Here is a 23941-nt window from a genome sequence, read left to right on the forward strand (position 1 = left end):
GATCACTCCAAAGGGCCATGGACCGGTTCCCACCTGGCTTCCTTGGGGCCCGGGTGAAGTCGTCGTGATCGGTGGATGTGCTGATCAGGATGGTGGACCTGGTCCGCCGCACCACATCCAGAAGCCCGCCTCCGAGCTGGTTTGCTGGCCTTACCTGTCTTTTGCTGGCCTTGTTCACGTTTGCCTGCGCTGTGAGGCCAGCAGACGACAATAGGCCCAGCAAACAAGGACTAGGGCCAGCAAACCAGGAACAAGGCCAGCAAACCGGATCGGTCAGGACGCGGGTTCGGTCAGGGCACGCGGTTTCAGGCGTCGAGTTCCTTCGGCCGGGGTGCCTTCAGCAGGCCGAGGAGGGCGTTCTCCAGCACCTCGGGCAGCGCGGGATGGATCCAGTACTGGCCGCGGGCCAGTTCCTGCACCGTCTGGCCGAAACTCATGGCCTGGATCATCGGCTGGATCAGGGTGGCCGCCTGGGGACCGATGATGTGGGCACCGAGGAGATGCCAGGTGCGCGGATCGGCCAGCAGTTTCACGAAATGCCCCTCGTCCTCCAGCGCCCAGCCGAACGCGACATCCGCGTAATGCTGCTTGAACTCCACGTAGGGGGTGCCCCATTCCTGCAGCTGCTCCTCGGTGGCACCGACGGCAGCGATCTGCGGTTCGGTGAACACGGCGTGAGGGACGTAGCGGTGGTCGGTGGCCACCAGTTCGCCTCCTTCGATGAGAAGGTTCGCGGCGACGGTGCGGGCCTCCGCGTTCGCCACGTGCTTGAGCAGCCAGTCCGAGGACACATCACCGAGCGCCCAGATGTGCGGCTGGCTGGTGCGTTGGTGCTTGTCGACGCGGATCTGCCCGCCCGCCCCCACCTTGATCCCGGCGGCGGCCAGGTTGAGGGAGTCGGAGTTGCGGACGCGACCCGTGGCCACCAGCACCGCGTCGGTCAGGTACTCGTACTCGACGCCGTTGCGGTCGGTGGTGATGACCAGCACCTCGCCGTCAGGACCGGTGGCGACCTCCGCGATGCTCTGGTTGAGGATCAGGTTGACCAGCTTGGCGTGTTCCCGTTTGAACGCCTCCGAGATCTCCCGGTCCTCGCCGCGCAGCACCACCTCGGATCGGTTGATCTGCGTCACCTGCGACCCGAGACCCGCGAAGATCTGCGCGAACTCGCAGGCCACGAATCCGCCACCGAGCACGACGAGCCGGCGGGGCAGCTCGTCCATGCGCATCACGTCGTCGGAGGTGTGGAACCGCGACCGCAGTCCCTCCGGGATCGCCACCGGCAGCGGCCGGGGTCGCGACCCGGTGGCGATGACGATCTGGTCAGCGCTGATCTGCTCGTCACCGACCAGGAGGGTGTGGGCGTCGACGAAGCTGGCGTGCCCCTCGAACAGGGTCACCCCACTCCCCTTGCGACGCCACTCGCGTCCGGCCTGCGAGATCGGGTCGATGCGGCCGAAGACCCGGTCGCGGATGGCTGGCCAGTCGGCTCCCTTGAACTCCAGGTCCACCCCGAGCCGGGCGGCGTGCCCGGGTATCCGGGCATTCTCGGAGGCCACCACGAACATCTTGGTGGGGATGCAGCCCCGGTTCAGGCAGGTGCCGCCGAAGACTGGGCCGTCCTCGATCAGGGCGACGTCCAGGTGGGAGAAACGCTCGTCGATGATGGAGTTGCCAGAACCGGATCCGATAACGGCAATGTCGAAATGCTGCATGGCCCCATCTTGTCATGCGTCACCCAATCCCGTCCTTGAACCAACACACGAGTGCCCCTTCCCCGAATCCGGTTGAGCCGGGTCGCGAGAAAGGAGCGCCCCGAATCAAAACCACCCCGCAACCAAAACAACCCCGAACACCCACGGCATGGTTTCGACACGACCAGCTCGCCGAGCGAGCAGGTCGGCTCAACCAACTTTCATCTCCCCAAGCCGGTTGAGCCGGGTCGCGAGGAACGAGCGACCCGAGTCGAAACCCCCGACACCCGGTAAGCAGACCCAGACCCCAGTCATCATGGTTTCGACACGACCAGCTCGCCGAGCGAGCAGGCCGGCTCAACCAACTTCAGAAAGAGAAACACAGGTCGGCTCAAGCAGCTTCGAGAGAAAGCATCCCGAGTCGGTTCAGGCAATCTCAGCAATCCGATTGTCAGTGGCGCTGCGTAGCTGAGGCACCTGCCTGGTCTCTGACCCCCTAGACTTCCCCACATGACAGGTTGGGCAGTTGTGACGGGGGCCTCGGGTGGGCTCGGGGCCGGTTTCGCGCAGGAACTCGCGCGGCAGGGAGCGAACCTGATCCTGGTGGCCCGCAGCACCGACAAACTGGAGAAGCTCGCTTCCGAACTGCGCGCCACGCATCGCGTCCAGGCGGAGACCTGGCCCTGCGACCTCACCAACCGCGGCGCCCGGGCCGTGCTGACCGCCGACCTCGCCTCCCGCGAGATCCACACCTTGGTCAACAACGCGGGTTTCGGGTCGATCGGCGACTTCACCGACCTGCTGCCGAAACGCATCGCCGACGAAGTTGAACTGAACGTGGTGGCCCTGACCGAATTGACCCGCGTCGCCCTGACGGGCATGAAGCAGCGGGGCCGCGGGGCGGTCATCAACATCGCGAGCACTGGCGCCTTCCAGCCGATCCCCGGGTTCTCCACCTACGCCGCGACGAAGGCCTACGTGCTGCGCCTGTCGATCGGGTTGTGGGCGGAGCTGCACGACAGCGGCGTGCGGGTGTTGGCCGTGTGCCCCGGCCCCACCGAGACCAGTTTCTTCTCCGCCGCCGGCAACAACCATGTGATGCGGCAGCGCCGCAGCGTCGATCAGGTGGTGGGCAGCACTTTCCGGGCGTTGCGCCGTCACCGTCCCTACGTCGTCGACGGGGTGGGCAACACGATCCTGGCGGAGGCCACCCGCTTGATGCCTGCCAGCTGGACGTCCAAGGTGGCCGGTTGGGTCACATCCCGCTGAGGAGACCGGCGCCGGAAGGCCGCGGGGCGATCACCCGACTGTGATGCTGCGGGTCTCCTGCGACGTCTGCTGGTTTCCCGAAGCATCGCTCCACTCGGTCTCCACCCGGACCAGATAGCTACCCGGCTCCAGGGTCAGCGACACCGACCACTCACGCCAGCCATCCGCGTCCGCCTCCGTCCCGGTCTGGGCGTACAGCGAGGTCAGCAGGGTGTCGTTGGAGTCGGTGACGAGCACCCGGGGTTGTCCCGCATCCGGCTGCACCACACCGGAAAAGGTCACGGTCCCGGCCGCCAGCCGCGCACCGTTTCCGGGGTTGTTGACCCACAGCTTCGCCAGCAGCGACGACTCCTGGATCCGGTGCCCGCCCGCGAACGAGGGCGGCGGGGTGGTTCCGTTCGCAGTGAACCGGACCTCCAGGTCCGGGGCGTCCAGGACCTCGTGGACGGCCTGGACGACCTGGCCAATGGCCTGCTGCGTCATTGTTTCGTTGGTGTTGTCGGGGAAGGCGTCGGCGGACAGGTTGACGGTCACCACGGATCCCTCGCGGCTGACTCCGATCACCTTCCCGGGGTTCCAGGCCGAGCTGTAGTCGGGATCCAGGGGGGCAACCGTGAGGATCGCGTTCACGACCGTCGAGACCAGGTCCCCCGACGCCGCCAGGTTGCGGAACTCCCGGTGCAGTTTCCCGTCCTGGCGGCCGACGTAGTACACCGGGACCGACTGCACCTGCGCGGGCAGGGCCCTCGACTGCGGTGGAACGGAGTGCGGCGATTCGACGAGCGTGGGCACGATCGACGACTGGTTGGCGCGCCCGAAAAGCCAGGTCGTGGAGATCACCACCAGCAGCACAAGCAGCACTGCCAGCACCGCCAACAGCAGCGGAACACCGGGGGCCCGCGCCCCCTTGAGGGATCGCAGCTCCTCCTCCAGGGTTTCGGTTCCGGGTGCCTGGACCAGTCGCGCGGCGGAACGCAGCGCAGCCGTCAACTCCTGCGACAGCGACTCGATCACCCCGGGCAGGCTGACCGGTTCAGGTTCACCGACGGCCCGGCGCAGCGCATCGAGGGCCTCCTCCAGCCGCTGGTTGCAGCCCCGCACCGTCATCCGCATGATCCCGGCCAGTTCCGGCCCGAAAACGGAGAGGTAGTGGGAGACCAGCAGGATCTCGGCCAGCCGGACGGGCAGGGCGACAATGGCGCGCCGGATCTCCTCCTGCCGCGGATCGGCGACCTCCAGCAGCTCCAACGACCCACCCGGGCCCCGCACGGAACGGGCCTGGTGCACCACCTGTTCCGCCAGGTACTCCACCCGGGCCGACGGATCGACGATCCGGTTGGAACGTTTTGCCAACCCGAGCAGGGAGGTGCGCAGAACATGACCCGACTCGGACTCGGCGCCGAGCATCACGGCCAGCCGGTGCATCGTCGGCCCCTGCTCCTCGAACAGGTTGATCAGCCACGCGGATGTGTCGGACAACGCAGGTCACTTCCCCCCGCGCCCGGCGGGATGCGTGGTGCGGGATTCCCTCACATCAGCTCCTTCCGGGTATTGGGGAAACAAACCACCATTGTGCCCTCCCGCCCTCTGGAACTGGCAAGAGGCCCCGTGTGCGGGCCACATGCTCAGGTCCCGACCCGGAACCGCCGCCCCCGTTTGGCGGGCAGCAGGTCTCGTGCGGGTTCCGCGTAGTCGACGGCGGTGACGAAACCGTCACGGAAAGTGAAGGAGGTCACGGAGACCAAGGTGCAGCGGCGGCGGCGCGGATCGTGCGCCAGCGGCCTGCCCTCGGCGGCGCGGCGGGCCATCTCGATGGGCAGCTGATGGCTGACCACCAGCGCCTGCCCGCCCGGCCCGGCCGCGGCAGCGGCGTCGGCCAGCGCGGCCCGCATCCGCGCCACGATCTCCCGGTAGGGTTCACCCCAGCTGGGGCGCAGCGGATTCAGCACGTGCCTGATCATGCGCACATCGCGCAGGGCCTTGTTGTCGGCGCCGAAAACCTTGCCCTCGAAGGCGTTGGCGGCCTCGATGACGCGCTCGTCGATGACCACCTCGAGCTGCGGGAACAGTTCGGCGGTGGGCGCGAGGGTTTCCCTGGCCCGTTGCAGCGGCGAACAGCGCAGGTGCGTCAGTGGGACACCGTCCCAGTACCCGGCGAGCCGGGCGGCCATCTCGTGGCCGAGTTCAGAGAGCCCGAAACCGGGCAGTCTCCCGTACAGCACCCCTTCGGGGTTGTGGACCTGCCCGTGCCGCATCAGGTGAACCACCGTCGGCCGCTGCTGCATCAAGACCCCCGGTTGGGGTCCCTGCGGCGTCGGCGTCGCCGCTGGGAGGGTTTCGTGTCCGGCAGTCCCTGCGCCAGCCGGTCGGCGCGGCGTTCGTCCGCGAAGCGCGCCAGGCCGACGGCCACCGATTCGAAGCTCGGGGAATCCGCCACCACATCCACCCTGAGGCCGTGCATCTCGCAGGTGGAGGCGGTTGCCTGCCCGATGGCCGCGATGATGGAGGTCGTGTGGGGTTTGCCCGCGATGCCGATCATGTTGCGCACCGCCGACGACGAGGTGAACACCACCGCGTCGAACAACCCGGTTTTGATGCGGTCCCTGACCTCGGCGGGCGGCGGGGCGGCCCGCACCGTGCGGTAGGCGGTGACCTCCTCGACCTCCCAGCCTAGGTTCGTCAGCCCCTGCACCAGATCCGTCACCGACACGTCGGCGGTCGGTACGAGCACCCGCGCCATGGGGTCGATCAGGTCGTCGTAGGCGGGGAACTCCAACGCCAGGTCGCGGGCGGTGTCGCCCTCCAACGGTGTCAGGTCGGGGGTGAGACCGACCCGGCCGAGGGCATCCACCGTGCCGCGGCCAACCGCCGCCAGGTGGATGCCGGAGAGGGCACGCGAATCCAGGCCGTACTCCGCAAGCCTCTCGACGATGGCCCGCACCGCGTGCTGGGAGGTGAAAACCACCCACAGGAAACGCCCGTCGACGATGCCGCGAACCGCCTTCTCCATGGCCTGCTCCGTGCGGGGCGGTTCGATGGACATCGTCGCCACCACCTCGGTGGAGGCCCCGAAACGGGCCAGATGGTCGGTCAGCTCCGTGACCTCGTCCTTGGTGCGCGGCACGAGAACGCTCCAGTCGAACAGCGGTTTGGATTCGAACCAGTCGACGCGGCCACGCGCGACGTCACCGATGCCGGGGCCAAAGAGCAGGAACCGCGGCCCACCGCAGGGTTCGGATCCGAGAGCACCCCACGTGGTCAGGCGGGTTTTCTGGGAGGTGCCACCGAGCCCGGTCAATTCCAGCACCTCGGCGGCCTCCCCGTAGACGGATCGGGCCTCGGCGACCACCTGGGAAATCGACTCGTCGGTGGCGCGGATCACCACGGTGCCGCGTTTGGGCCAGCCGTCCTTGCCGGGCAGCTCGATGGAGGTGTCGCAGAAACCCATCACCGAGGTGGGTGCAACGGCCCCGTAAGTCAGGGCCGCGTTCCAGGTCGTGATCCCGGGAATCAGGTGGGTGCGGATTCGTTTGCCCTCCAGGAGCCGCCGCAGAACGTCCACATGCCCGGCCTCGGTGAAGAAATCCCCCTCGACGAGCCTCACGACGGAGCGTCCGTCGGTGACGGCAGCCACCAACTGGGCCACCTCATCGGCCTCGACCTGGACGACCTCACCCAGGGGTTCGATACCAACCGAGGCGAGCTCCTCCACCATGCCCGGGGAATCGACCACGAGAAGATCGGCCCCTGCAACCTCGCGACCGCCTGCCCATGTGATGAGCCCGGGGTCCCCGGGTCCGAAGCCGACAAACGTGACCGCGCCCATGGGCGTCCCGGTCGGCTCCGTCTCCTCGGTGTGGATCACGCACAGACTCCTGCAGGGTTGGCCCGCACCGCCTCGGGCGGGCGGGGATCAGCTCACTTGCCGGCGCGGCGGCGCTGAATGCGTGTGCGCTTCAGCAGCTTGCGGTGCTTCTTCTTGGCCATGCGCTTGCGGCGCTTCTTGATGACAGAGCCCACTGTTCGCCTTTCAGTAACCGCCCCGGAAGCGGGGTACAGGGAAATGCCGGGGCGATCCCGGCAGGTTCCCTATCGTAACGTGCGACGCCGCCGGGACGCCAACCGTTGTTCACACCCGGCGAGACGCGAACCGCGGGCAGGAAGTCACGGGGCTGCTCAACCCCCCGTCGATCTTCCCGGTCGTCCTGCGGTCGTGGCGGCGCTTGTTCCAGGCATCGAAACAGTTCGGGTTCCTGGCCCTGAGGCTTCCCGCGCTGGTGCCGCGGACCACCAGCCGGGGCTGATCCCGGTTCGCTCAGAGTTCCGAGCTGCGACGGGCGCAGGCCTCGACCGCGGCGAGGAAGGCGGCCCGCACGGCCCTCTCGTCGAGGACCCGGAGGGCTGCGGCCGTGGTGCCGGCCGGGGATGTGACCCGTTCCCGCAGCTCGGTGGCCGAGGCATCCACCCCTTCCAGCATGGCCGCGGCCCCGGCGAAGGTGCCGTTCACCAGCCTCGTCGCGACCTCCCGCCCGAGACCCTGGTGGACCCCGGCCTCGATCATCGCCTCCGCGATCAGGAACAGGTAGGCCGGCCCGGAACCGGAGATCGCGGTGAGCGCATCGAACTGGCTCTCCGGCAGTTCCACACAGATGCCGACGGCCTCCATCATCGCCACCACCCTGGCGGTCTGCTCCGAGGTGACGGTGGGCCCGGACGCGAGGCCCGCGACCCCCCTGCCGACCAGGGCGGGGGTGTTGGGCATGACCCGGATCACCGGCTGCCCCTCGGGCAGCACCTCGGCCAGCCGAGCCAGGGTCACACCGGCGGCCACGGAAACGACCACGGCGTTCGGCCCCAGGTGGGGTGCGATGTCGGTGAGGGCGGCGGCGACGTGGTGGGGTTTGACGGCCACCACGACCACCTCGGCCACACTCACCGCGGACACCTCGACGGAACGCACCCCGCGGCGTTCCCGCAGCCTCGCCAGGAGGTCGGTGTCCTGGTCGACGGCGACGATCTCGTCGGGTGAGGTGCCCGCGGCGATCCAGCCCGCCATGAGCGCCTCCCCCATGGCCCCTGCCCCGATGACGGCGATCATCGGACCAGCAGCTCCGCGACCTGGATGGCGTTGAGCGCGGCTCCCTTGCGGAGGTTGTCGTTGCTGACGAACACCACCAGACCGGCCCCGTCCTCGACGCTCTGGTCCCGCCGGATGCGACCCACGTAGCTGGGATCCTTGCCCGCGGCCTCCAAGGGGGTGGGGATCTCGGACAGCTCGACGCCGGGGGCACCGGTCAGCAGGGAACGGGCCTCGTCGGGGGTGATGGGTCGGGAGAACCGGGCGTGGATGCTGAGAGAGTGTCCCGTGAAGACGGGCACGCGCACGCAGGTGCCCGCCACCAGCAGCCCGGGGATGTGAAGGATCTTGCGTGACTCGTTGCGCAGCTTTTTCTCCTCGTCGGTCTCGCCCTCGCCGTCGTCGACGAAGGAACCCGCCTGGGGCAGGGCGTTGAAGGCGATGGGTTTGACATAGGGACCGAGGTCGGAGGGCGCGAGGACGGAACCGTCGTGGGCCAGCGCCTTCGGGTCGTCGATCTGCCGGATCTGTTCCGCGAGGGTGCTCACCCCGGATATCCCGGACCCGGAGACGGCCTGGAAGGTGGTGATCTGCATGGCCTCGAGGCCCGCCGCGTCATGGAGGGGTTTCATCACGGGCATGGCAGCCATGGTGGTGCAGTTGGGGTTGGCGATGATGCCCAGTTCCGCCTTGTCGACGTCCTCCGGGTTGACCTGGGAGACGATCAACGGCACGCGCGGATCCATGCGCCAGGCCGAGGAGTTGTCGATGACGGTGGCGCCGGCCCGGGCGACCTCCGGGGCCCACTGCTTCGAGGTGCCACCGCCGGCGGAGAACAGGGCCACGTCGATGCCGTGGAAGTCGGCCTTGGCGATGTCCTCCACCACGACCTCACGATCACCCCAGGGCAGGACCTTGCCCGCGGAACGTTCGGAGGCGAAGTAGCGGATCTCGTCGACGGGGTAGTTCCGCTCCGCCAGCAGTTTGCGCATCACGCCGCCGACCTGACCGGTGGCTCCAAAAACTCCAACTCGCATGGGGCAATCCTAGAAGAACAACCGGTACCGGTCGCGCGGAGCACCCTGCCGTAGGGGCCCTCACAACCAAGGAATGTGGGGTTTGAGGAGGGCGTAGCCGACGAAGGCGAAGATGTCGAGGAGGGAGTGCACCACCACCAGCGGCATCACCCTCCTGGTCCTGAGGTAGAGCCAGCCGAACAGCAGGCCCATGACGACGTTTCCGATGAACCCCCCGAAGCCCTGATAGAGGTGGTATGCACCGCGGATCAGGGCGCTGCCGACGAGCACCGCGACGACCCCACCCCCGGACTGGCGCCAGCGGGTGAACAGGTAGCCCACCATCACCACCTCCTCCAGGACGGCGTTCTTGACGGCGAGCAGCAGCAGCATCGGCACGGTCCACCAGGCGGCCGTCAGGTTCGCGGGCGAGACGGAGGTGTTGTACCCCAACTCCCGGGAGGCGTAGTAAAGCACCAGACCACCGATCCCGATACCGACGAACACAGCCGATCCGACGCCGAGATCGAAACCGGGCCGCCGCAGGTCGAAACCCATGGAGCGCAGCGGACCGCCGTGGGGTCGCTGATACACCCACAGCAGGTACAGCACCAGGGCCACCGGAACCAGCGGGAACACCAGGTTCGCCACCTGGTAGGCCAGGTCCAGCCAAGGCCGGTCCGGGGTTTTCGATGCGTTGATGGAGGTGGTCTGCCGGTTGAGCGCCACCTCCTGGGTGAGCTTGTTGATCAGCGACAGCAGCGCGTAGACCGCCGACTGCCCCAGCGAGATCCCCAACACCACCAGCATCTCGACGCGCAGCCGCCGCCTCGCCTCCGGCCCAGGATTCATCACCGGGTCAGTCTAGGAGGTTGCGGAAACCGGATGGGCCGGCAGCGACGACGAAACTGATCGGGCCGCTCGGCGTCGGAGAAGCCCTGGTCGTCAGCGTTTGTCCAGCAGAGCGCGGGCGTAGCTGAACAGGATGCGCGGGCGGGCGGCCATGCGGGTGGCGAGATAGCCGTACCAGCCGGGGCCGAACGGGATGTAGGTGCGGCACCGCAGCCCGATGTCAGCCAGCCGTCGCTGCTCCAGGGGCCGCACCCCGTGGAACATCTGGTACTCGAAACTCTCGGGTCCGCGTCCGTTGCGCAGCGCCAGTTCCTGGGCCAGTTCGATGATGCGCGGGTCGTGGGTGGCGAGCATCGGGTAGGCCCGCGACTCCATCAGGATCCGCAGGCAGCGCACCAGGGCCAACGCCTTGTCGTGTTCGGAGACGTGGCAGACGGCCCGTCCCGCCGGGTAGGAACCGACGCACAGCCGCACCCGGGCTCCCTCGGCGCCGAGTCGTCTGCACTCCGTCTCCACCCGCAGGAGGTTCGCGGGCAGGGTGATCCCGAGCATCGGATGGTCCTCACGGACCTTTCGGTAGAGATCCATCACGTCGTCGTAGTCGGCGGGCCACTGCATCTCCAGGGTCACGTGCGCGCCGCGCTGCTCGGCCATCGCGCACAGCTCCTCCAAGGCCTCACCGGCCCGCCTGGCCGATTCCTTCAACCCGAGCGAGGACGGTTTCACCGCCACCTCGGAACCGGCCGACGCGTCTTGCAGGCGTTCCAGGAGTTCATCCATCACCGTCCGGGTGTCATCGAAGTCGTGGTCCGCCGACAGATAGGAGAAACCCAGCCTCAAACCCTGCCGGCGCAGCCGCGACGCCACCTCGATGGCGTCGCCGACCTCCTGCCCGGCCACATAGTTGCTGGCCAGTTCCCAGACCCCCGGATCCCTGGCCGCGCGGCGCGCCACCCACGACCCGAGAACGAGCCAGCGCACCCAGTCTCCTGAACGTCGCATCAGCCTCTCCTAACCGCTCTGCCCACCCCCAGCCCCAGGTTCTCCCGGGTGTTCTCCAGAGCCGAGCGCAGCAGCTCGGCCCGCTCTCCCCCTGTCCTGGCCCGCCGGGTGGAGACCTCCAGCACGATGTGCCCCTCGAAACCGCGACGCCCCAGCTCACGCACCACCGCCCAGGCCTCCTGGTCCCCCTCCCCGGGAAGCAGGTGGTCGTCCTTGAACGACCCCTTCCCGTCGGTCAGGTGAACGTGGGCCAGCCGGTCGCCCCAACGTTCCACCAGGTCGAGGGAACGCTGCTGGGCGGTGGAGGCGTGACTGAGGTCGAGGGTGAGGTGGTCGTAGTCGAGCTCCGTGGGGTCCCAGCCGGGCAGGTAGGCCGCGAACGAACCCGCGGGGGTGCGCCACGGGTACATGTTCTCGACGGCGAAGGTCACCCCCGAGGTGCGGTTCAGTTCCCGGATGCCCTGGGTGAACCCCTCACCGTAGTCACGTTGCCAACGGAACGGGGGATGCACCACGACGATGTCGGCGCCGAGCCGTTTGGCCGCCTCGGCGGAACGCCGCAGCTTCCCCCACGGGTCGCTGCCCCAGGCCCGCTGGGTGATCAGCAGCGTCGGCGCGTGCAGGGAACGCACCGGCACCCGGTACCGGTCGCTGAGTTCCGCGATGGCCTCCTCGTCCAGGCTGACCTGGTCCACCCCGGCCATCAGCTCCACCCCGTCGAAACCCACCTCGGCAGCGAAGTCGAACGCGCTGGCCGTGGAATCGGGGTAGACCGAGGTGGTTGAGAGCAATATCGCCGGGTCGGACACGGCCCCAACCCTAGCGCCGTCCACCGCACACGCCGCGGCCTTCCATCAGAATCCTGGAAATACTCGGGCTTTCACCCGCTGCACCGCGACACCGGGGCGCATCACCCAACCCGGTTGGGACATGGCACATCGCAAAAGGCAGAATGAAGACATGCACGTCGATCACGTAATCTTCGCCAGCGGACCGCGAGGCATCAAAGCCGATGTCGCGCATCTGGCCGGGCGACTGGGGGCCGATTTCAAGGAAGGCGGTTTCCATCCCAGGTTCGGAACCCGGAATTACATCATCCCCCTCGCGGATTCCCGCTACCTGGAAGTGGTGGAGGTCCTCGACCATCCCGCCGCAGCGAAGGCCCCCTTCGGGCAGGCGGTGCGGGCACGCTCCGAGATGGGCGGCGGCTGGCTGGGCTGGGCCGTCAGCGTAGACGACATCGCACCCTTCGAGGAACGTCTGGAACGTTCCGCGGTGCCCGGTTCCCGCCAGTTCCCCGACGGACGTCACCTCGAATGGCGCCAGCTCGGGATCAAGGGTTTGATGGCCGATCCCCAGCTGCCGTTCTTCCTGCAGTGGGTTTCAAACAAGCAGCTGCGCCCATCCTTCCTGACCTCCGACCTGCGCCTGAGCGGGATCCAGATCTCCGGCTCCGCCAACCGTCTCTCCGAGTGGCTCGGGGTCCTCGTCAACGACTCGCTCGACGGGATTCACCTGGACCTGATCGCCCCCAACGGGCACCCGGGAATCACCCAGGTGACCTTCGAGTCACCGTCGAAAGGCACCGTGGTCATCTGACCGAGACCGGTCGAACCGGCCTGCGGGATGCCGGCCGGTTGAGCCGAAACCATGGTGCGCGTGGCCGGGGTGTCGTGGCCGGGTCTGCTTTTGGCCGCCGGATGGTTTCGACACAGCCGTTCGCTTCGCTCACGAGCTGGCTCAACCAGCTTCGGGGAAGGGTTGCTCATATGCCGGCTCAACCAGCTTCACAGGGTTTCGGATCAGGTTGTTTCTTCATCGCGAGGGGGAGCACTGACGGGACGGCGCAGGTCCAGGATGCCCAGGGCATCAGCGAGGGTGTCCACCTCCACCACCTTCAAACCCGCCAGGCGGGGCACCTTCACGGTGACATCCCGCGACCCGCGGGGCACCAGCGCCAGTTCGAAACCGAGCCGGGCGGCCTCCGCCAGACGGCGTTCGGTACCGGGGACGCGACGCAGGTCTCCCGCCAGGCCAACCTCCCCCAGCGCCAGGAGACGTTGCGGGTGCTGCCGGTCCAATGCGGCCGAGGCCACCGCCACCGCCACCGCCAGATCCACCGAAGGGTCCGTCACCTTCGCCCCGCCCACGGTGGAGGTGTAGACGTCCGACTGGCTGAGCGGTAGCCGGGCCTTGCGCTCCAGCACGGCCAGGACCATGGCGATGCGGGATGAGTCGAGGCCGTGGGTGGCGCGTTTCGGGGAGTTTCCCGGGGTGGGGGCCACCAGCGCCTGCACCTCCGCCAGCAGCGGTCGGCGTCCCTGGAGGGTCACCGTCACGCAGGTGCCGGGCACGGGAGTGGAGCGGACGGTGGTGAACAGGCCCGAGGGATCCGGCACCTCGACGATGCCGGTCTCGCTCATCTCGAAACAACCCACCTCGTCCGCCGGGCCGAACCGGTTCTTGGTGGCCCGCACCATGCGGAACCCGGAGTGGCGGTCCCCCTCGAAGCTGAGCACCACATCGACGAGGTGTTCCATGGTGCGCGGCCCGGCGATGGAACCGTCCTTGGTGACGTGGCCGACGATCAGCACCGCCATGTTGCGGTTCTTCGCCACCCGCGCCAGAGCGGCCGTCACCTCCCGCACCTGCGCGGGCCCGCCCGGGGTGCCGTCGGCCCCGGTGGCGGAGATGGTCTGCACCGAATCCACGATCAGCAGCGACGGCGAGACCTCCTCGACGTGCCCCAGAACGGTGGCGAGGTCGTTCTCGCTGGCCAGGAAGAGATCGTCATGGACGGCCCCGGTGCGGGAGGCACGCAGCTTCACCTGCGATGCCGACTCCTCCCCGGAGATGTACAGGGTGGTTTCCCCCGTGCCCGCCCACTTGGCGGCCACATCGATCAGGAGGGTGGACTTGCCCACCCCCGGTTCACCCGCCAGCAGCACGACCGCCCCCGGCACCAGTCCGTCGCCCAGCACCCGGTCCAGTTCCTCGATGCCGGTGCGTTTGCGGCGGGCGTCGTCGGTGGGAACCTGCGAGATGCGCTGCGCCGAGCGCGACGGGGCCGCCGCGGCCACCTTCGTCAGCTTCGGGGCACCCCGCTCCACGACGCTGCCCCACGCCTGGCACTCGCCACAGCGCCCCACCCAGCGGGCCGCGGTCCAGCCACACTCGGTGCACTGGAAGGAATCCTGTTTCGCCATGCCGGGGAGTCTACGGACGACCACCGACAAAACCGTTTTACGTGACACCGCTCAGACGGTCGAACAACAAGAGGCAAGCCCCCAGCAACATCGCCCACATCCCTCCCTTGCTCCCCCTCCTCTCCCGTACACGAGCCGCCCCTGCCGCACACGAGTCGCCCTTCCCAGTGCACGCCTCGCCCTTCCCTGTGCACGACTCGCCCTTCCCCGTGCACGACTCGCCCTTCCCCGTGCACGACTCGCCCTTCCCCGTGCACGACTCGCGGAGGTTCGACGGTTCAACGTCATCACACGACGTTGAGCCGTTCGTCTCCTGCGTTTCGTGTACAGGGGGGAGGGCCGGGGAGGGCCGGGCAGGTCCGTCACGGTGCTCGGTGGGAGCCTGCGTTTCGTGCGCAGGGGTCCGGGTTTGGGAAGGAGCGCAGATCCTGCCGAAGCCGGTTGAGCCGGCTTTGGCTTCAGTCCTCCTCAATGATTTTTCGCAGGGCGGCGACGTGATTCCGGTAGGCCCTGCGACCTGCGGAAGTCAGCCCCACCCAGGTGCGAGGCCGACCGAAGGACTGGGGTTTGCGTTCCACTTTCACGTAACCGGCGTCGATCAGCACCTTGAGCTGTTTGCTCAGCAGCGACTTCGACACCCCGAGCCCCTGCTCCAGGGTGGCGAACTCCACCTGCCGCGCCGCCGAGAGGGCCGCACAGATCCGCAGCCGGTTCGGAGAGTGAATGGTTTCATCGAAGCCGGTCACCAGATGTCATACTCCTCGAACCGCCCCTCGGCGAGACGCCGGTTGCGCCAGCGCTCGTCGAGCAGAAGAGCGACGAAATACACCACGGAAGCGGTCATGCCGTAGCCGACCGCGATCCAGAACCAGTCAACCGATACATCATCCAGCAGGGCACGCAGCAGGAAGGGGAAAGGTCCCGCCAGCAGGAGCGGGAAGGCATAGAACCACGGTGATACGAGATGTTGACCGCGAGAGGTCCCCCATCGGTGGAGCAGCACGGCTACGGTTGTCATCATCGCGATCCCGATGATGACAACCACCCAGGCATTGACGATGATTCCACCGCAGAAGACCCCGGCGCTTCCAGCCACCAGCGCGAGCCGCCACCACGGCAGGGCAGCGGCATGCACGGTCGCCGCACGGGCCTCGTCGGCGAGCTCGAGGAGATGAGCCGCCGACTCGCGATCCTGCGAGTTGGTTTCCATGTGTTCAACCATACCTGCCCGGTCGCGCCTTCAGAAGACCGAGTTTCACCGGGTTTGTAAACTTGCTCGGGGATCGACGGCTCTGGAGGAAAATGAAGCGGGATCGGCTACGCCAGTACCAACGACGCCTCGCGCCCGGCACTCCGCTGCGCGCCGGGCTGGACCGTATCCTGCACGGCCGCACAGGTGCGCTGGTCGTGCTGGGGAACAACGCGAAGGTGCAGCAGGTCTCCACCGGCGGTTTCCGGCTCGACGTCGAGTTCACCCCCCAGGCCCTGCGGGAACTGGCAAAACTCGACGGCGCCATCATCCTGTCCAACGACCTCAGCCGCATCATTGCAGCAGGTGTCCATCTCGTCCCCGCGGGTAACCTGCCGACCGCCGAGACCGGCACCCGGCACCGCTCCGCCGACCGCACCGCGCAGGCCTCCGGGGTTCCCGTGGTGACGGTGTCGGCGTCGATGTCCACGATCTCACTGTTCATGGACGGGGACCGGCACGTGGTGGAGACCTCCGGGCAGATGATCAGCCGCGCCAACCAGACCTTGGCCACCCTCGCCCGTTTCGTCGACCGCCTGGGTGACATCCTCCACCAGTTCAACGCCCTGGAGGTCGGCGAGCAGGTCACCATCCGCGACCTGGTGCTCGTCGCCCAGCGCTTCGAGATGACCCGGCGCCTGTCCGCGGAGGCCCAGTTCCACATCGACACCCTCGGTGTCGAGGGCCGTCTCATAGCGCTGCAGCACGCGGAGCTGGTGGGTGAGTTCACCGGTCTCGACGAGCAGCTGAGAACCGACTACGCCCACAATCTCACCGACCCGGCCCTCTTCACCCTGGAGCCGCTGCACAACTTCTCCGCTGAGGAACTGCTGAGCTCCCAGCTCGTCGCGGAACGCATCGGCTTCGGCGAATCCCCCTACCTGGAGACCCCGATCCACACCCGCGGCACGCGTCTGCTGATCTCGGTGGGTCGCCTGTCGGAGGGGATGACGACGAAACTCATCAACCGGTTCTCGCTGCAGGAACTGTTCAGCGTCTCCGTCTCGGAACTCCAGCAGCTCGAGGGGATCGGGTCGGCGCGGGCCCGCCTGATCCGCGACGCCCTGCTGCGCATCACCGAAGCCGCCTACACCCGCCCCCAGACCCCCGTCTGAGAGATTCCGCCGGACACCCACCCCGGACGCAGCGGTCACCATGGTTTCGACACGACCAGCTCGCAGAGCGAGCAGGTCGGCTCAACCAACTTCCACTCTTCCAAGCCGGTTGAGCCGGACCGCGACTCCCTGGGCGAGCAGTCCACATCGAAACCACCCGAAACCCGGTAACCAGAACCCGACCACGAGACCCCGGACATGCGAACGATGGTTTCGACACGGGCCGCTCCTTCAGCACCGCCCGACTCAACCAACTTCGGGACGGAGAGGTTTCGTCGCGACCGGTTCAACCAGCTCGGCGCGACAACAAGGGCCCCGACCTTGTGGTCGGGGCCCCTCGTGGTTCAGCGGGTCATTCGGCGGGACCGGTTTCCGCGGGGAGAGCCGGCGGGGTCTTGGAGATTCCCGTGAACTTGAACGGCAGTTCCGCACCCTCCTCGGCGACGTCCACATGGACGATCTGCCCTGCGGCCAGGTCTCCGAAGAGGATCTTCTCGGCGAGCACGTCCTCGATGTCACGCTGCAGGGCGCGGCGCAGGGGGCGCGCCCCGAGCACCGGGTCGAAACCGCGCTTGGCGATGAGGGTCTTCGCGGCCGGGGTCAGTTCGATGCCCATGTCCCGGTCCGCCAAGCGGGATTCGATCTGCGCCACCATCAGGTCCACGATCCGTTCGATGTTGGACTGCGTGAGCTGGTGGAACACGACGATCTCGTCGACACGGTTCAGGAACTCAGGACGGAAATGCTGCTTGAGTTCGTCGGAGACCTTCGCCTTCATCTTCTCGTAGCTGGAGGCCTCGTCCCCGGCCCGCGAGAATCCGAGGTTGACACCCTTGCTGATGTCGCGGGAACCGAGGTTGGTGGTCATCACGATGACGGTGTTCTTGAAGTCCACCACGCGACCCTGGGCGTCGGTGAGACGCCCCTCGTCGAGGATCTGCAGCAGCGAGTTGAAGATGTCGGGGTGGGCCTTCTCGATCTCGTCGAACAGCACCACCGAGAACGGCTTGCGACGCACCTTCTCGGTGAGCTGACCGCCCTCCTCGTAGCCGACGTAACCGGGCGGGGACCCGAACATCCTGGACGCGGTGTGCTTCTCGGAGTATTCGCTCATGTCGAGGGTGATGAGCGCGTCCTCGTCGCCGAACAGGAACTCGGTGAGCGCCTTGGTGAGTTCCGTCTTCCCGACGCCCGAGGGGCCGGCGAAGATGAAGGAACCGGAGGGACGCTTCGGGTCCTTCAGACCGGCACGGGTGCGGCGGATCGAACGGGCGAGGGCCTTGACGGCGTCCTCCTGCCCGATGTAACGCTTCCCGATCTCCTGCTCCATGCGCAGCAGCCGCGCCGACTCCTCCTCCGTCAGCTTGAACACCGGAATTCCGGTGCTGCTGGACAGCACGACGGCGATCTCCTCCTCGCCCACCACCGCGGGAATGTCGGAGTCGCCCTGCTTCCAGGCCTCCTCCTTCTCCGCGCGCTGCGCCTGGATGCGGGTGACGTCGTCACGCAGCCGGGCGGCGGTCTCGAAGTCCTGCGCATCGATGGCGGCGTCCTTCTCCATCTTCAGCTTCGCGATCTGCTCGTCGAACTCGCGCAGGTCCGGAGGCGCGGTCATCCGCTGGATGCGCAGCCGCGCACCGGCCTCGTCGATCAGGTCGATGGCCTTGTCCGGCAGGAACCGATCCTGGACGTAGCGGTCCGCCATCGTCGCCGCGGCCGTGAGGGCCTCGTCGGTGATGGTGATGCGGTGGTGGGCCTCGTAGCGGTCCCGCAGCCCCTTCAGGATGTCGATGGTCAGCGCGACGGATGGCTCGGCCACCTGGATCGGCTGGAACCGGCGCTCCAGGGCGGCGTCCTTCTCGATGTGTTTGCGGTACTCGTCGAGGGTGGTGGCGCCGATGGTCTGGAGTTCACCGCGGGCCAGCATGGGTTTGAGGATGCTGGCGGCGTCGATGGCCCCCTCCGCGGCACCGGCACCGACGAGGGTGTGGATCTCGTCGATGAACAGCATGATGTCGCCGCGGGTCTTGATCTCCTTGAGCACCTTCTTCAGGCGTTCCTCGAAATCGCCGCGGTAACGCGAACCAGCCACCAGGGCACCCAGGTCCAGGGTGTAGATCTGCTTGTCGCGCAGGGTCTCGGGCACGTCGCCGCGGACGATGGCCTGGCTGAGGCCCTCGACGACGGCGGTCTTGCCGACGCCCGGTTCACCGATCAGCACCGGGTTGTTCTTGGTGCGGCGGCTGAGCACCGTCATGACGCGCTCGATCTCGCTGACACGGCCGATCACCGGGTCGAGCCGGTTCTCGCGTGCCGCCTGGGTGAGGTTGCGCCCGAACTGGTCGAGCACCTGCGAACTGGACTTCTCCGGCCCGGCCTCCGGGGCGCCCGCCATGGACGCCTCCTTGCCCTGGTAGCCGGCCAGCAGCTGGATGACGGTGGAACGCACCCGGCCGAGATCGGCCCCGAGCTTCAGAAGCACCTGGGCGGCCACTCCCTCACCCTCCCGCACCAGCCCGAGCAGGATGTGCTCGGTGCCGATGTAGTTGTGGTTCATCTGCAGGGCCTCGCGCAGCGAAAGCTCCAGCACGCGCTTGGCGCGCGGCGAGAAGGGGATGTGCCCGGATGGCACCTGCTGCCCCTGGCCCATGATCTCGACCACCTGCTCACGGGCCGCCTGCAGGGAGATTCCCATTTGTTCCAGCGCCTTGGCGGCCACGCCCTCGCCCTCGTGAATCAGACCGAGAAGCAGGTGCTCCGTGCCGATGTAGTTGTGGTTTAACAGCTTGGCCTCATCCTGCGCCAACACGATGACCCGGCGGGCGCGATCAGTGAAGCGTTCGAACATTCTTTATCTCCTCCTGCGGTGCGCGACGGCATTGCGCCGGCTCCGCTCATACCAGCTTAGAGGCTCGCGCAAGGATCCGCAGACACCCAGCCAGCGGCGTGGTCATCGGGCACGCAGGGGACGCGGTTGGCGGGCCCCATTCCCCGCGCCACCGGTCACCGGACCGCGACGAAACCGGCCTTCCCGTCACCGGCCAGGCGCCATTCGTCAAGTGCCGCACTGGTTTCGGTTCCCGGGAACGACCGCAACACCGGGGATGCGCAGCCAAACCCGGGAGGCGCCACGCCGCTGCGGAATGGGAAAAATCAGGAAACCCGCGGACCCGGCCGTTTCCGGTTTGGCCGATCCGCCGCAAACCGCCGCAACGACCATCAACAACGCCTGCCTCGTCGCGGGTTAGGTGAGCGAGCACAAACTCGATTCGGTATTCGGCGACAACACCATCGTCTGGCTCGGGAACGATTCCCTGGATCCGAACAGGCCCGCCGATCTCCCGGAAGGTGTGCCCCTCCAGTCCACGGACGACACCGATTCCCCAGAGCGGATCGCGGGAACCACCGAAAGCCCCGACGCAACGGCCGGCTTCCCGCTGGCCCCGGGGAAACATCCGCCCCGTACACCCGAATCCACCGAAAGCCCAAACCCGACCCCGCGGCCGCCACGCCTTCCTGCGTCTTCCGGAAATTCCGTCACCCCAAAGGCAACGGTTCCGTTACGTCCCGGGCTTCCCCAAAGCGAGCCGTTGAAGAAAGACCCAAAACAACACCCAAGGGGCGGGAGCAAGTGCTCCCGCCCCCTTACAGGGTTCGCTCAACTGATGTGGCAGTTGTCTTCTCGGCCCGTTTCCCCCGGTAGGGTCGATTGCTCAGTTTCAGTGGGCCGCCTCGTAGGCAGCCATGATGGCGCTGGGGATGCGGCCACGGTCGCTGACCTCGTGGCCCTGCGCACGAGCCCAGTTGCGAACGTCGTTGGTGGAAGGCCCTTCGTGGGAACGCCGCTGGGTGCTGCGCTTGGAACTCTTGCGCACACGGCGGGCAGCGCCGGTCCAGGGCTCGAGGGCCTGAACCAGCTTGGTGATGTTGGCCTCGCTCAGGTCGATTTCGTACTCGACGCCATCGAGAGCGAAAGTGACATTGCGGTCCGCGACAGAACCGTCGATATCATCCTTGAGGAAGATCTGGACCTCACGAGCCATGGGAACTCCTGTTCATCTAAAACTTGCACAAGCTCTTTGCTTGCTCGGGACAGAGGCAACAATACATCATTTTCAAGTACCTTGAAACAGATTATGAACCGTGATCAATGCGATGCCCCCTCCGGGAATACCACTCACCGTGCATGAAACCTTGATCTTTAGGGCCTGAACGTCCTTCCCACACGAGCTTGCCGGCCTTTCGGCCAACCAGAAATATTGGCCGTTCGGATGACAAAGCCATTCACTCCGGATGACTTTTTCACGGCGCAAGAAGCCCGCGGAGCACAAAAAACGGATCCCCGGCCGGTGGCCTTCCGGGCCACGCGGTCGGGGATCCGTGTGCAGAAGCGGTCGGGTTCCTGCCCCTTCGGGGCCGGTCAGGCCTCCTTGCGGACGGGCAGGAGGGGTTCATCGTAGTGGGCCATGTTGAGCTTGCCGAGATCCACCATGGTGGGGTGTTCGTCATCGCTGATCCACAGCTCGATGGCTTCCTCACCCTTGGCGTAGCGGGGCAGCTCAACGATGTTGCTGGATTCCTCGATCTCCTGGCGGGCCTCTTCCTCCGCGATGAGACGCTCCTCCAGCTCGGCGATCTTCGCCTCAAGGGCATCAATGCGGGACTGCCTCTCGGCGACCTCACCACGCAGCCAGGCGGAGTTGCCGCGCATGGTGCTGAGCTCCGAGTTGGCGGCACCCAGCTGGCGGCGCAGCTTGGCGATCATCGACTTGAGGTTCTGCGCGCGCTCGTTGAAACGATCAATCATCGCCACGGATTCAGCGTGATGCCGCTCGGCCTGCTCGACACGGATGGCCACTTGGCGCTTGATCTCCTCGCGGTGTTCCGCTCGCTCGCGCTTCAACTCCATCCAAGCCACGGAGACTGCGGCGACCGCCATCAGCAGGGCTATGACGGCACCGACGCGAACAACCCAGATGCTGTCGACAAACAGCGATCCGAGGACCACCAGCGACCCCACGGAGAGGATGCCAATGGCGATGGAGCGCTCGGAAGATGACTTCGCAACGTGACGACCTGACATGTCGACAGATTAAACCAGCCGAACGGGCATTTTTGAAGCGAAACGCCGAAAACCAAGTTTTGGACATTGGACATGCGCTGGGTCCGGCTGTTTCCTCAGGCGGCCTCGGAGGCCTCTTGATCCTCCCCGGATTCGGCGTCATTGCCGTCACCGTCGATCATGCAGGCGCGTTCCAGCACCCAGCCGCCCCACGCGCAGAACACCGCGGCGGCTATGGCCACCAGGCCGTGCCAGACCCGGGTGGCGGGCAGTTCAGCAGCCATTGAGGCCACCCAGCGCCCCACGTAGACCGCATGTCCCCCTGCGAGCAGGGCCCCGGTGGCGATCAGCGACTTCGCCATCACCATCGCCCGCACCGCCTCCAGCGCGGGGACGCGACGCTGCTCCAGCCGTTTCGGGAGGGTGCGGGCGTAGATGATGGCCGCGACCCCCAACAGCACCAGGAGCACCGACAGGCTCCACGGCGCCACGGGCGGGAAGGCGTTCAGAAGGTCGAAGATGCTCAGGATCATCCACCCGACGGCGCCCCCCGCCAGGGTCGCGACCACGACCTGGCGCACCGTGGTGGGGGTCAGTTCCGGCTTTCGGTTCAACGTCGGCCGGGGTTCGCTATGACGATGTCGTCGCGCCTGATGACGCCGGTCCTGTCAACCTGTTTGACGAGTTCCGTGATGGGGCCGACCCCCACGATTTCTCCCATCGGGTCGATGTCGCACCACGGAACCAGCACGAAGGCCCTTTCGTGGGCCCGCGGATGGGGCAGTTCTATGTCCTCCTCGCTGACCCGTTTGCCGACCATGATGATGTCGATGTCCAGGGTCCGTGGTCCGTTGGGGACCGTGCGTTCCCGGCCGAAACTCTCCTCGATGGCGAAGGCCCGGTCCAGCAGGGTCATCGGTTCGAGGGTGGATTCCGCGACCACCACGAGGTTCAGGTAGTCGTCCTGCTCCGGCCCTTCCCCTTGGAAGGGCGTCTGGTAGACGGGGGAGACGTCCACGATGATCAGGCCGGGGGTTTCCGCGAGCACCTCGACGGCTTGGGCGAGGATGGTGGGCGAGTCCCCCTGATTGGACCCGAAGGAGAAAACCACCTTGGAGATGGGACGCATGTTTCCCAAGGTGTCAACATCGATGTCAAAGGGACCGTTGCTCATGGCTGCTCCTGGTGATGGTGACTGACAGATCTGACAATTCATGAGGGACGGGGGCCTGCGGTTTGTGCACCGTCACACGAACCTGCTGGACCAGCGAATTGGACAGACACCGGTCGGCGATTCTCCCCGCGAGGGTTTCGATGAGCCGGCAGGGTTCGCCCTCGATCTCGGCGCGGATCAGGTCGGCGATCCCGGCGTAATCGACCGTGTCCGACAGTTCGTCGGATCGGGTCTCCACGTGCAGCCCGAGCTCGACATCGACGACGAAGCGTTGGCCGTTGAGCCGTTCCTCGGGAAACACCCCGTGGAAACCGGTCGCGGTCAGGCCTGTGATGTTGATGGAATCCATTCCCTCACCTCCTCACGGGTCGCATTGAGCCGAGAATACCGGGTCCCGGAAACGCCGCTCCGGCAGGAGCCGCTCAGCCCACCGTCAGGGCTCCGAGCCGCCGCCCCACCTGTGCCGCGTCGCGCTGCGCGGGCACCTCGTGGGTGCGAACCGCCCAGATCCCGTGCGCGGCGCACCAGGTGGTGACGGCGGCGGTGGCGGCGTCGCGATCCGTGGCGGGCCTGCCGTCCAGCAGCTCACCCAGGAAACGTTTGCGGCTGACCCCGACCAGCAACCGATGCCCCATGGCCTGGAGGGCATCCAGGCCGCGCAGCAGCAGCCAGTTCTGTTCGGAGGTCTTGGCGAACCCGATCCCCGGGTCGAGGATGATACGTTCGGCCGCGATGCCCGCAGCAAGGGCGGCGTCGCGGCGGGTGGCCAGCTCCGCGGCCACGTCGGCGACGACATCGCTGTAGCCGGTGTGCTGCTGCATGACATCGGAGTGGCCGCGCCAGTGCATGGCGACGTAGTCGACGCCGAGGTCCGCGACCGCATCCAGCATGCCGGGGTCGGCGAGCCCACCGGAGACGTCGTTGACGATCCGGGCTCCAGCCGCGACCGCGGCCCGGGCGACGGAGGCACGCATGGTGTCCACGGAGCAGGTGATCCCGTGAGCAGCCAGGGCCGCGACCACCGGGAGCACACGCGCCATCTCCTCCGCCTCGGGGACCCGCGCGGCCCCGGGACGGGTGGATTCACCACCGACATCGATGATCCCCGCGCCCTGGGAAGCCAGGAGCCTGCCGTGGGCGACGGCGGCCTCGGCGTCGTCGTGCCGCCCGCCGTCGGAGAACGAATCGGGGGTGACGTTGAGCACGCCCATCACGATGGTCATGA

23 protein-coding genes are annotated in these 23941 nt (G+C 67.1%); 3 read left to right on the forward strand and 20 right to left on the reverse strand.

The window, feature by feature from the left end; translation table 11 throughout:
- Positions 1-305: 305 nt before the first annotated feature.
- The gene (locus ACO6D6_RS06545) at positions 306-1715 is read right to left on the reverse strand and encodes a mycothione reductase (RefSeq protein WP_484784256.1); all 1410 of its coding nucleotides are present in this window, start codon (positions 1713-1715) and stop codon (positions 306-308) included.
- Between the two features lie 489 nt (positions 1716-2204).
- On the opposite strand from ACO6D6_RS06545, the gene ACO6D6_RS06550 reads away from it, so the two are divergent.
- Positions 2205-2963, forward strand: a complete 759-nt coding sequence (locus ACO6D6_RS06550) for an SDR family NAD(P)-dependent oxidoreductase (RefSeq protein ID WP_484784258.1) — start codon at positions 2205-2207, stop codon at positions 2961-2963.
- A gap of 30 nt (positions 2964-2993) precedes the next feature.
- Here the strand turns inward: ACO6D6_RS06550 and ACO6D6_RS06555 are convergent, their stop codons facing one another.
- From ACO6D6_RS06555 to ACO6D6_RS06595, 9 genes are all read right to left on the reverse strand, one after another.
- Positions 2994-4442, reverse strand: a complete 1449-nt coding sequence (locus ACO6D6_RS06555) for a hypothetical protein (protein ID WP_484784260.1) — start codon at positions 4440-4442, stop codon at positions 2994-2996.
- Between the two features lie 146 nt (positions 4443-4588).
- Positions 4589-5248, reverse strand: a complete 660-nt coding sequence (locus tag ACO6D6_RS06560) for a histidine phosphatase family protein (RefSeq protein ID WP_484784262.1) — start codon at positions 5246-5248, stop codon at positions 4589-4591.
- Positions 5248-6828 carry a uroporphyrinogen-III synthase gene (locus tag ACO6D6_RS06565; protein WP_484784264.1) on the reverse strand — a complete coding sequence of 527 codons (1581 nt, stop codon included), beginning with the start codon at positions 6826-6828 and terminating at the stop codon, positions 5248-5250. The genes ACO6D6_RS06560 and ACO6D6_RS06565 overlap by 1 nt, the downstream gene beginning before the upstream one ends.
- Positions 6829-6881: 53 nt before the next feature.
- A complete protein-coding gene (locus ACO6D6_RS06570; RefSeq protein ID WP_042842924.1) occupies positions 6882-6983 on the reverse strand; it encodes a 30S ribosomal protein bS22 in 102 nt (33 codons plus the stop codon).
- Between the two features lie 295 nt (positions 6984-7278).
- A complete protein-coding gene (gene proC / locus ACO6D6_RS06575; protein ID WP_484784265.1) occupies positions 7279-8061 on the reverse strand; it encodes a pyrroline-5-carboxylate reductase in 783 nt (260 codons plus the stop codon).
- A complete protein-coding gene (locus ACO6D6_RS06580) occupies positions 8058-9077 on the reverse strand; it encodes an aspartate-semialdehyde dehydrogenase (RefSeq protein WP_484784267.1) in 1020 nt (339 codons plus the stop codon). Before ACO6D6_RS06580 ends, proC begins: the two co-directional genes overlap by 4 nt.
- 60 nt (positions 9078-9137) lie before the next feature.
- A complete protein-coding gene (locus ACO6D6_RS06585) occupies positions 9138-9908 on the reverse strand; it encodes a CPBP family intramembrane glutamic endopeptidase (RefSeq protein ID WP_484784379.1) in 771 nt (256 codons plus the stop codon).
- Between the two features lie 93 nt (positions 9909-10001).
- Positions 10002-10910: a proline dehydrogenase family protein gene (locus ACO6D6_RS06590; RefSeq protein ID WP_484784269.1), complete on the reverse strand. Its 909-nt coding sequence runs from the start codon at positions 10908-10910 to the stop codon at positions 10002-10004.
- Positions 10910-11719 carry a sugar phosphate isomerase/epimerase family protein gene (locus tag ACO6D6_RS06595; RefSeq protein ID WP_484784271.1) on the reverse strand — a complete coding sequence of 270 codons (810 nt, stop codon included), beginning with the start codon at positions 11717-11719 and terminating at the stop codon, positions 10910-10912. The genes ACO6D6_RS06590 and ACO6D6_RS06595 overlap by 1 nt, the downstream gene beginning before the upstream one ends.
- 151 nt (positions 11720-11870) lie before the next feature.
- On the opposite strand from ACO6D6_RS06595, the gene ACO6D6_RS06600 reads away from it, so the two are divergent.
- A complete protein-coding gene (locus ACO6D6_RS06600; RefSeq protein ID WP_484784273.1) occupies positions 11871-12509 on the forward strand; it encodes a VOC family protein in 639 nt (212 codons plus the stop codon).
- A gap of 203 nt (positions 12510-12712) precedes the next feature.
- Here ACO6D6_RS06600 and radA read toward each other — a convergent pair whose 3' ends face one another.
- From radA to ACO6D6_RS06615, 3 genes are all read right to left on the reverse strand, one after another.
- The gene (gene radA / locus ACO6D6_RS06605; protein WP_484784274.1) at positions 12713-14116 is read right to left on the reverse strand and encodes a DNA repair protein RadA; all 1404 of its coding nucleotides are present in this window, start codon (positions 14114-14116) and stop codon (positions 12713-12715) included.
- Positions 14117-14574: 458 nt separating this feature from the next.
- Positions 14575-14862, reverse strand: coding sequence for a transcriptional regulator (locus ACO6D6_RS06610; RefSeq protein WP_484784276.1), 288 nt, complete (start codon positions 14860-14862; stop codon positions 14575-14577).
- Entirely contained in the window at positions 14859-15326 is a 468-nt protein-coding gene (locus tag ACO6D6_RS06615) for a hypothetical protein (protein WP_484784278.1), read from the reverse strand. Before ACO6D6_RS06615 ends, ACO6D6_RS06610 begins: the two co-directional genes overlap by 4 nt.
- 92 nt (positions 15327-15418) lie before the next feature.
- Here ACO6D6_RS06615 and disA point away from each other — a divergent pair, with 92 nt between their 5' ends.
- On the forward strand, positions 15419-16480 hold the full coding sequence (gene disA, locus ACO6D6_RS06620) for a DNA integrity scanning diadenylate cyclase DisA (RefSeq protein ID WP_484784280.1): 1062 nt from the start codon (positions 15419-15421) through the stop codon (positions 16478-16480).
- A 352-nt stretch (positions 16481-16832) separates the two neighbouring features.
- Here the strand turns inward: disA and ACO6D6_RS06625 are convergent, their stop codons facing one another.
- The 7 genes from ACO6D6_RS06625 to folP all read right to left on the reverse strand — a co-directional run bounded on the left by ACO6D6_RS06625 (position 16833) and on the right by folP (position 23939).
- Complete coding sequence (locus ACO6D6_RS06625) at positions 16833-19328, reverse strand: ATP-dependent Clp protease ATP-binding subunit (protein WP_484784282.1); 2496 nt, start codon at positions 19326-19328, stop codon at positions 16833-16835.
- Positions 19329-20199: 871 nt separating this feature from the next.
- A complete protein-coding gene (locus ACO6D6_RS06630; protein WP_484784284.1) occupies positions 20200-20523 on the reverse strand; it encodes a histone-like nucleoid-structuring protein Lsr2 in 324 nt (107 codons plus the stop codon).
- Between the two features lie 377 nt (positions 20524-20900).
- Positions 20901-21563, reverse strand: coding sequence for a hypothetical protein (locus ACO6D6_RS06635; RefSeq protein WP_484784286.1), 663 nt, complete (start codon positions 21561-21563; stop codon positions 20901-20903).
- A 95-nt stretch (positions 21564-21658) separates the two neighbouring features.
- Positions 21659-22156, reverse strand: a complete 498-nt coding sequence (locus ACO6D6_RS06640) for a DUF3180 domain-containing protein (protein WP_484784287.1) — start codon at positions 22154-22156, stop codon at positions 21659-21661.
- The gene (gene folK, locus ACO6D6_RS06645; protein WP_484784288.1) at positions 22153-22716 is read right to left on the reverse strand and encodes a 2-amino-4-hydroxy-6-hydroxymethyldihydropteridine diphosphokinase; all 564 of its coding nucleotides are present in this window, start codon (positions 22714-22716) and stop codon (positions 22153-22155) included. Before folK ends, ACO6D6_RS06640 begins: the two co-directional genes overlap by 4 nt.
- Positions 22697-23065, reverse strand: a complete 369-nt coding sequence (gene folB / locus ACO6D6_RS06650; RefSeq protein ID WP_484784290.1) for a dihydroneopterin aldolase — start codon at positions 23063-23065, stop codon at positions 22697-22699. The genes folK and folB overlap by 20 nt, the downstream gene beginning before the upstream one ends.
- Before the next feature lie 73 nt (positions 23066-23138).
- Complete coding sequence (gene folP / locus ACO6D6_RS06655) at positions 23139-23939, reverse strand: dihydropteroate synthase (RefSeq protein ID WP_484784291.1); 801 nt, start codon at positions 23937-23939, stop codon at positions 23139-23141.
- Positions 23940-23941 lie beyond the last annotated feature (2 nt).

The organism is Arachnia sp., from assembly GCF_057238465.1.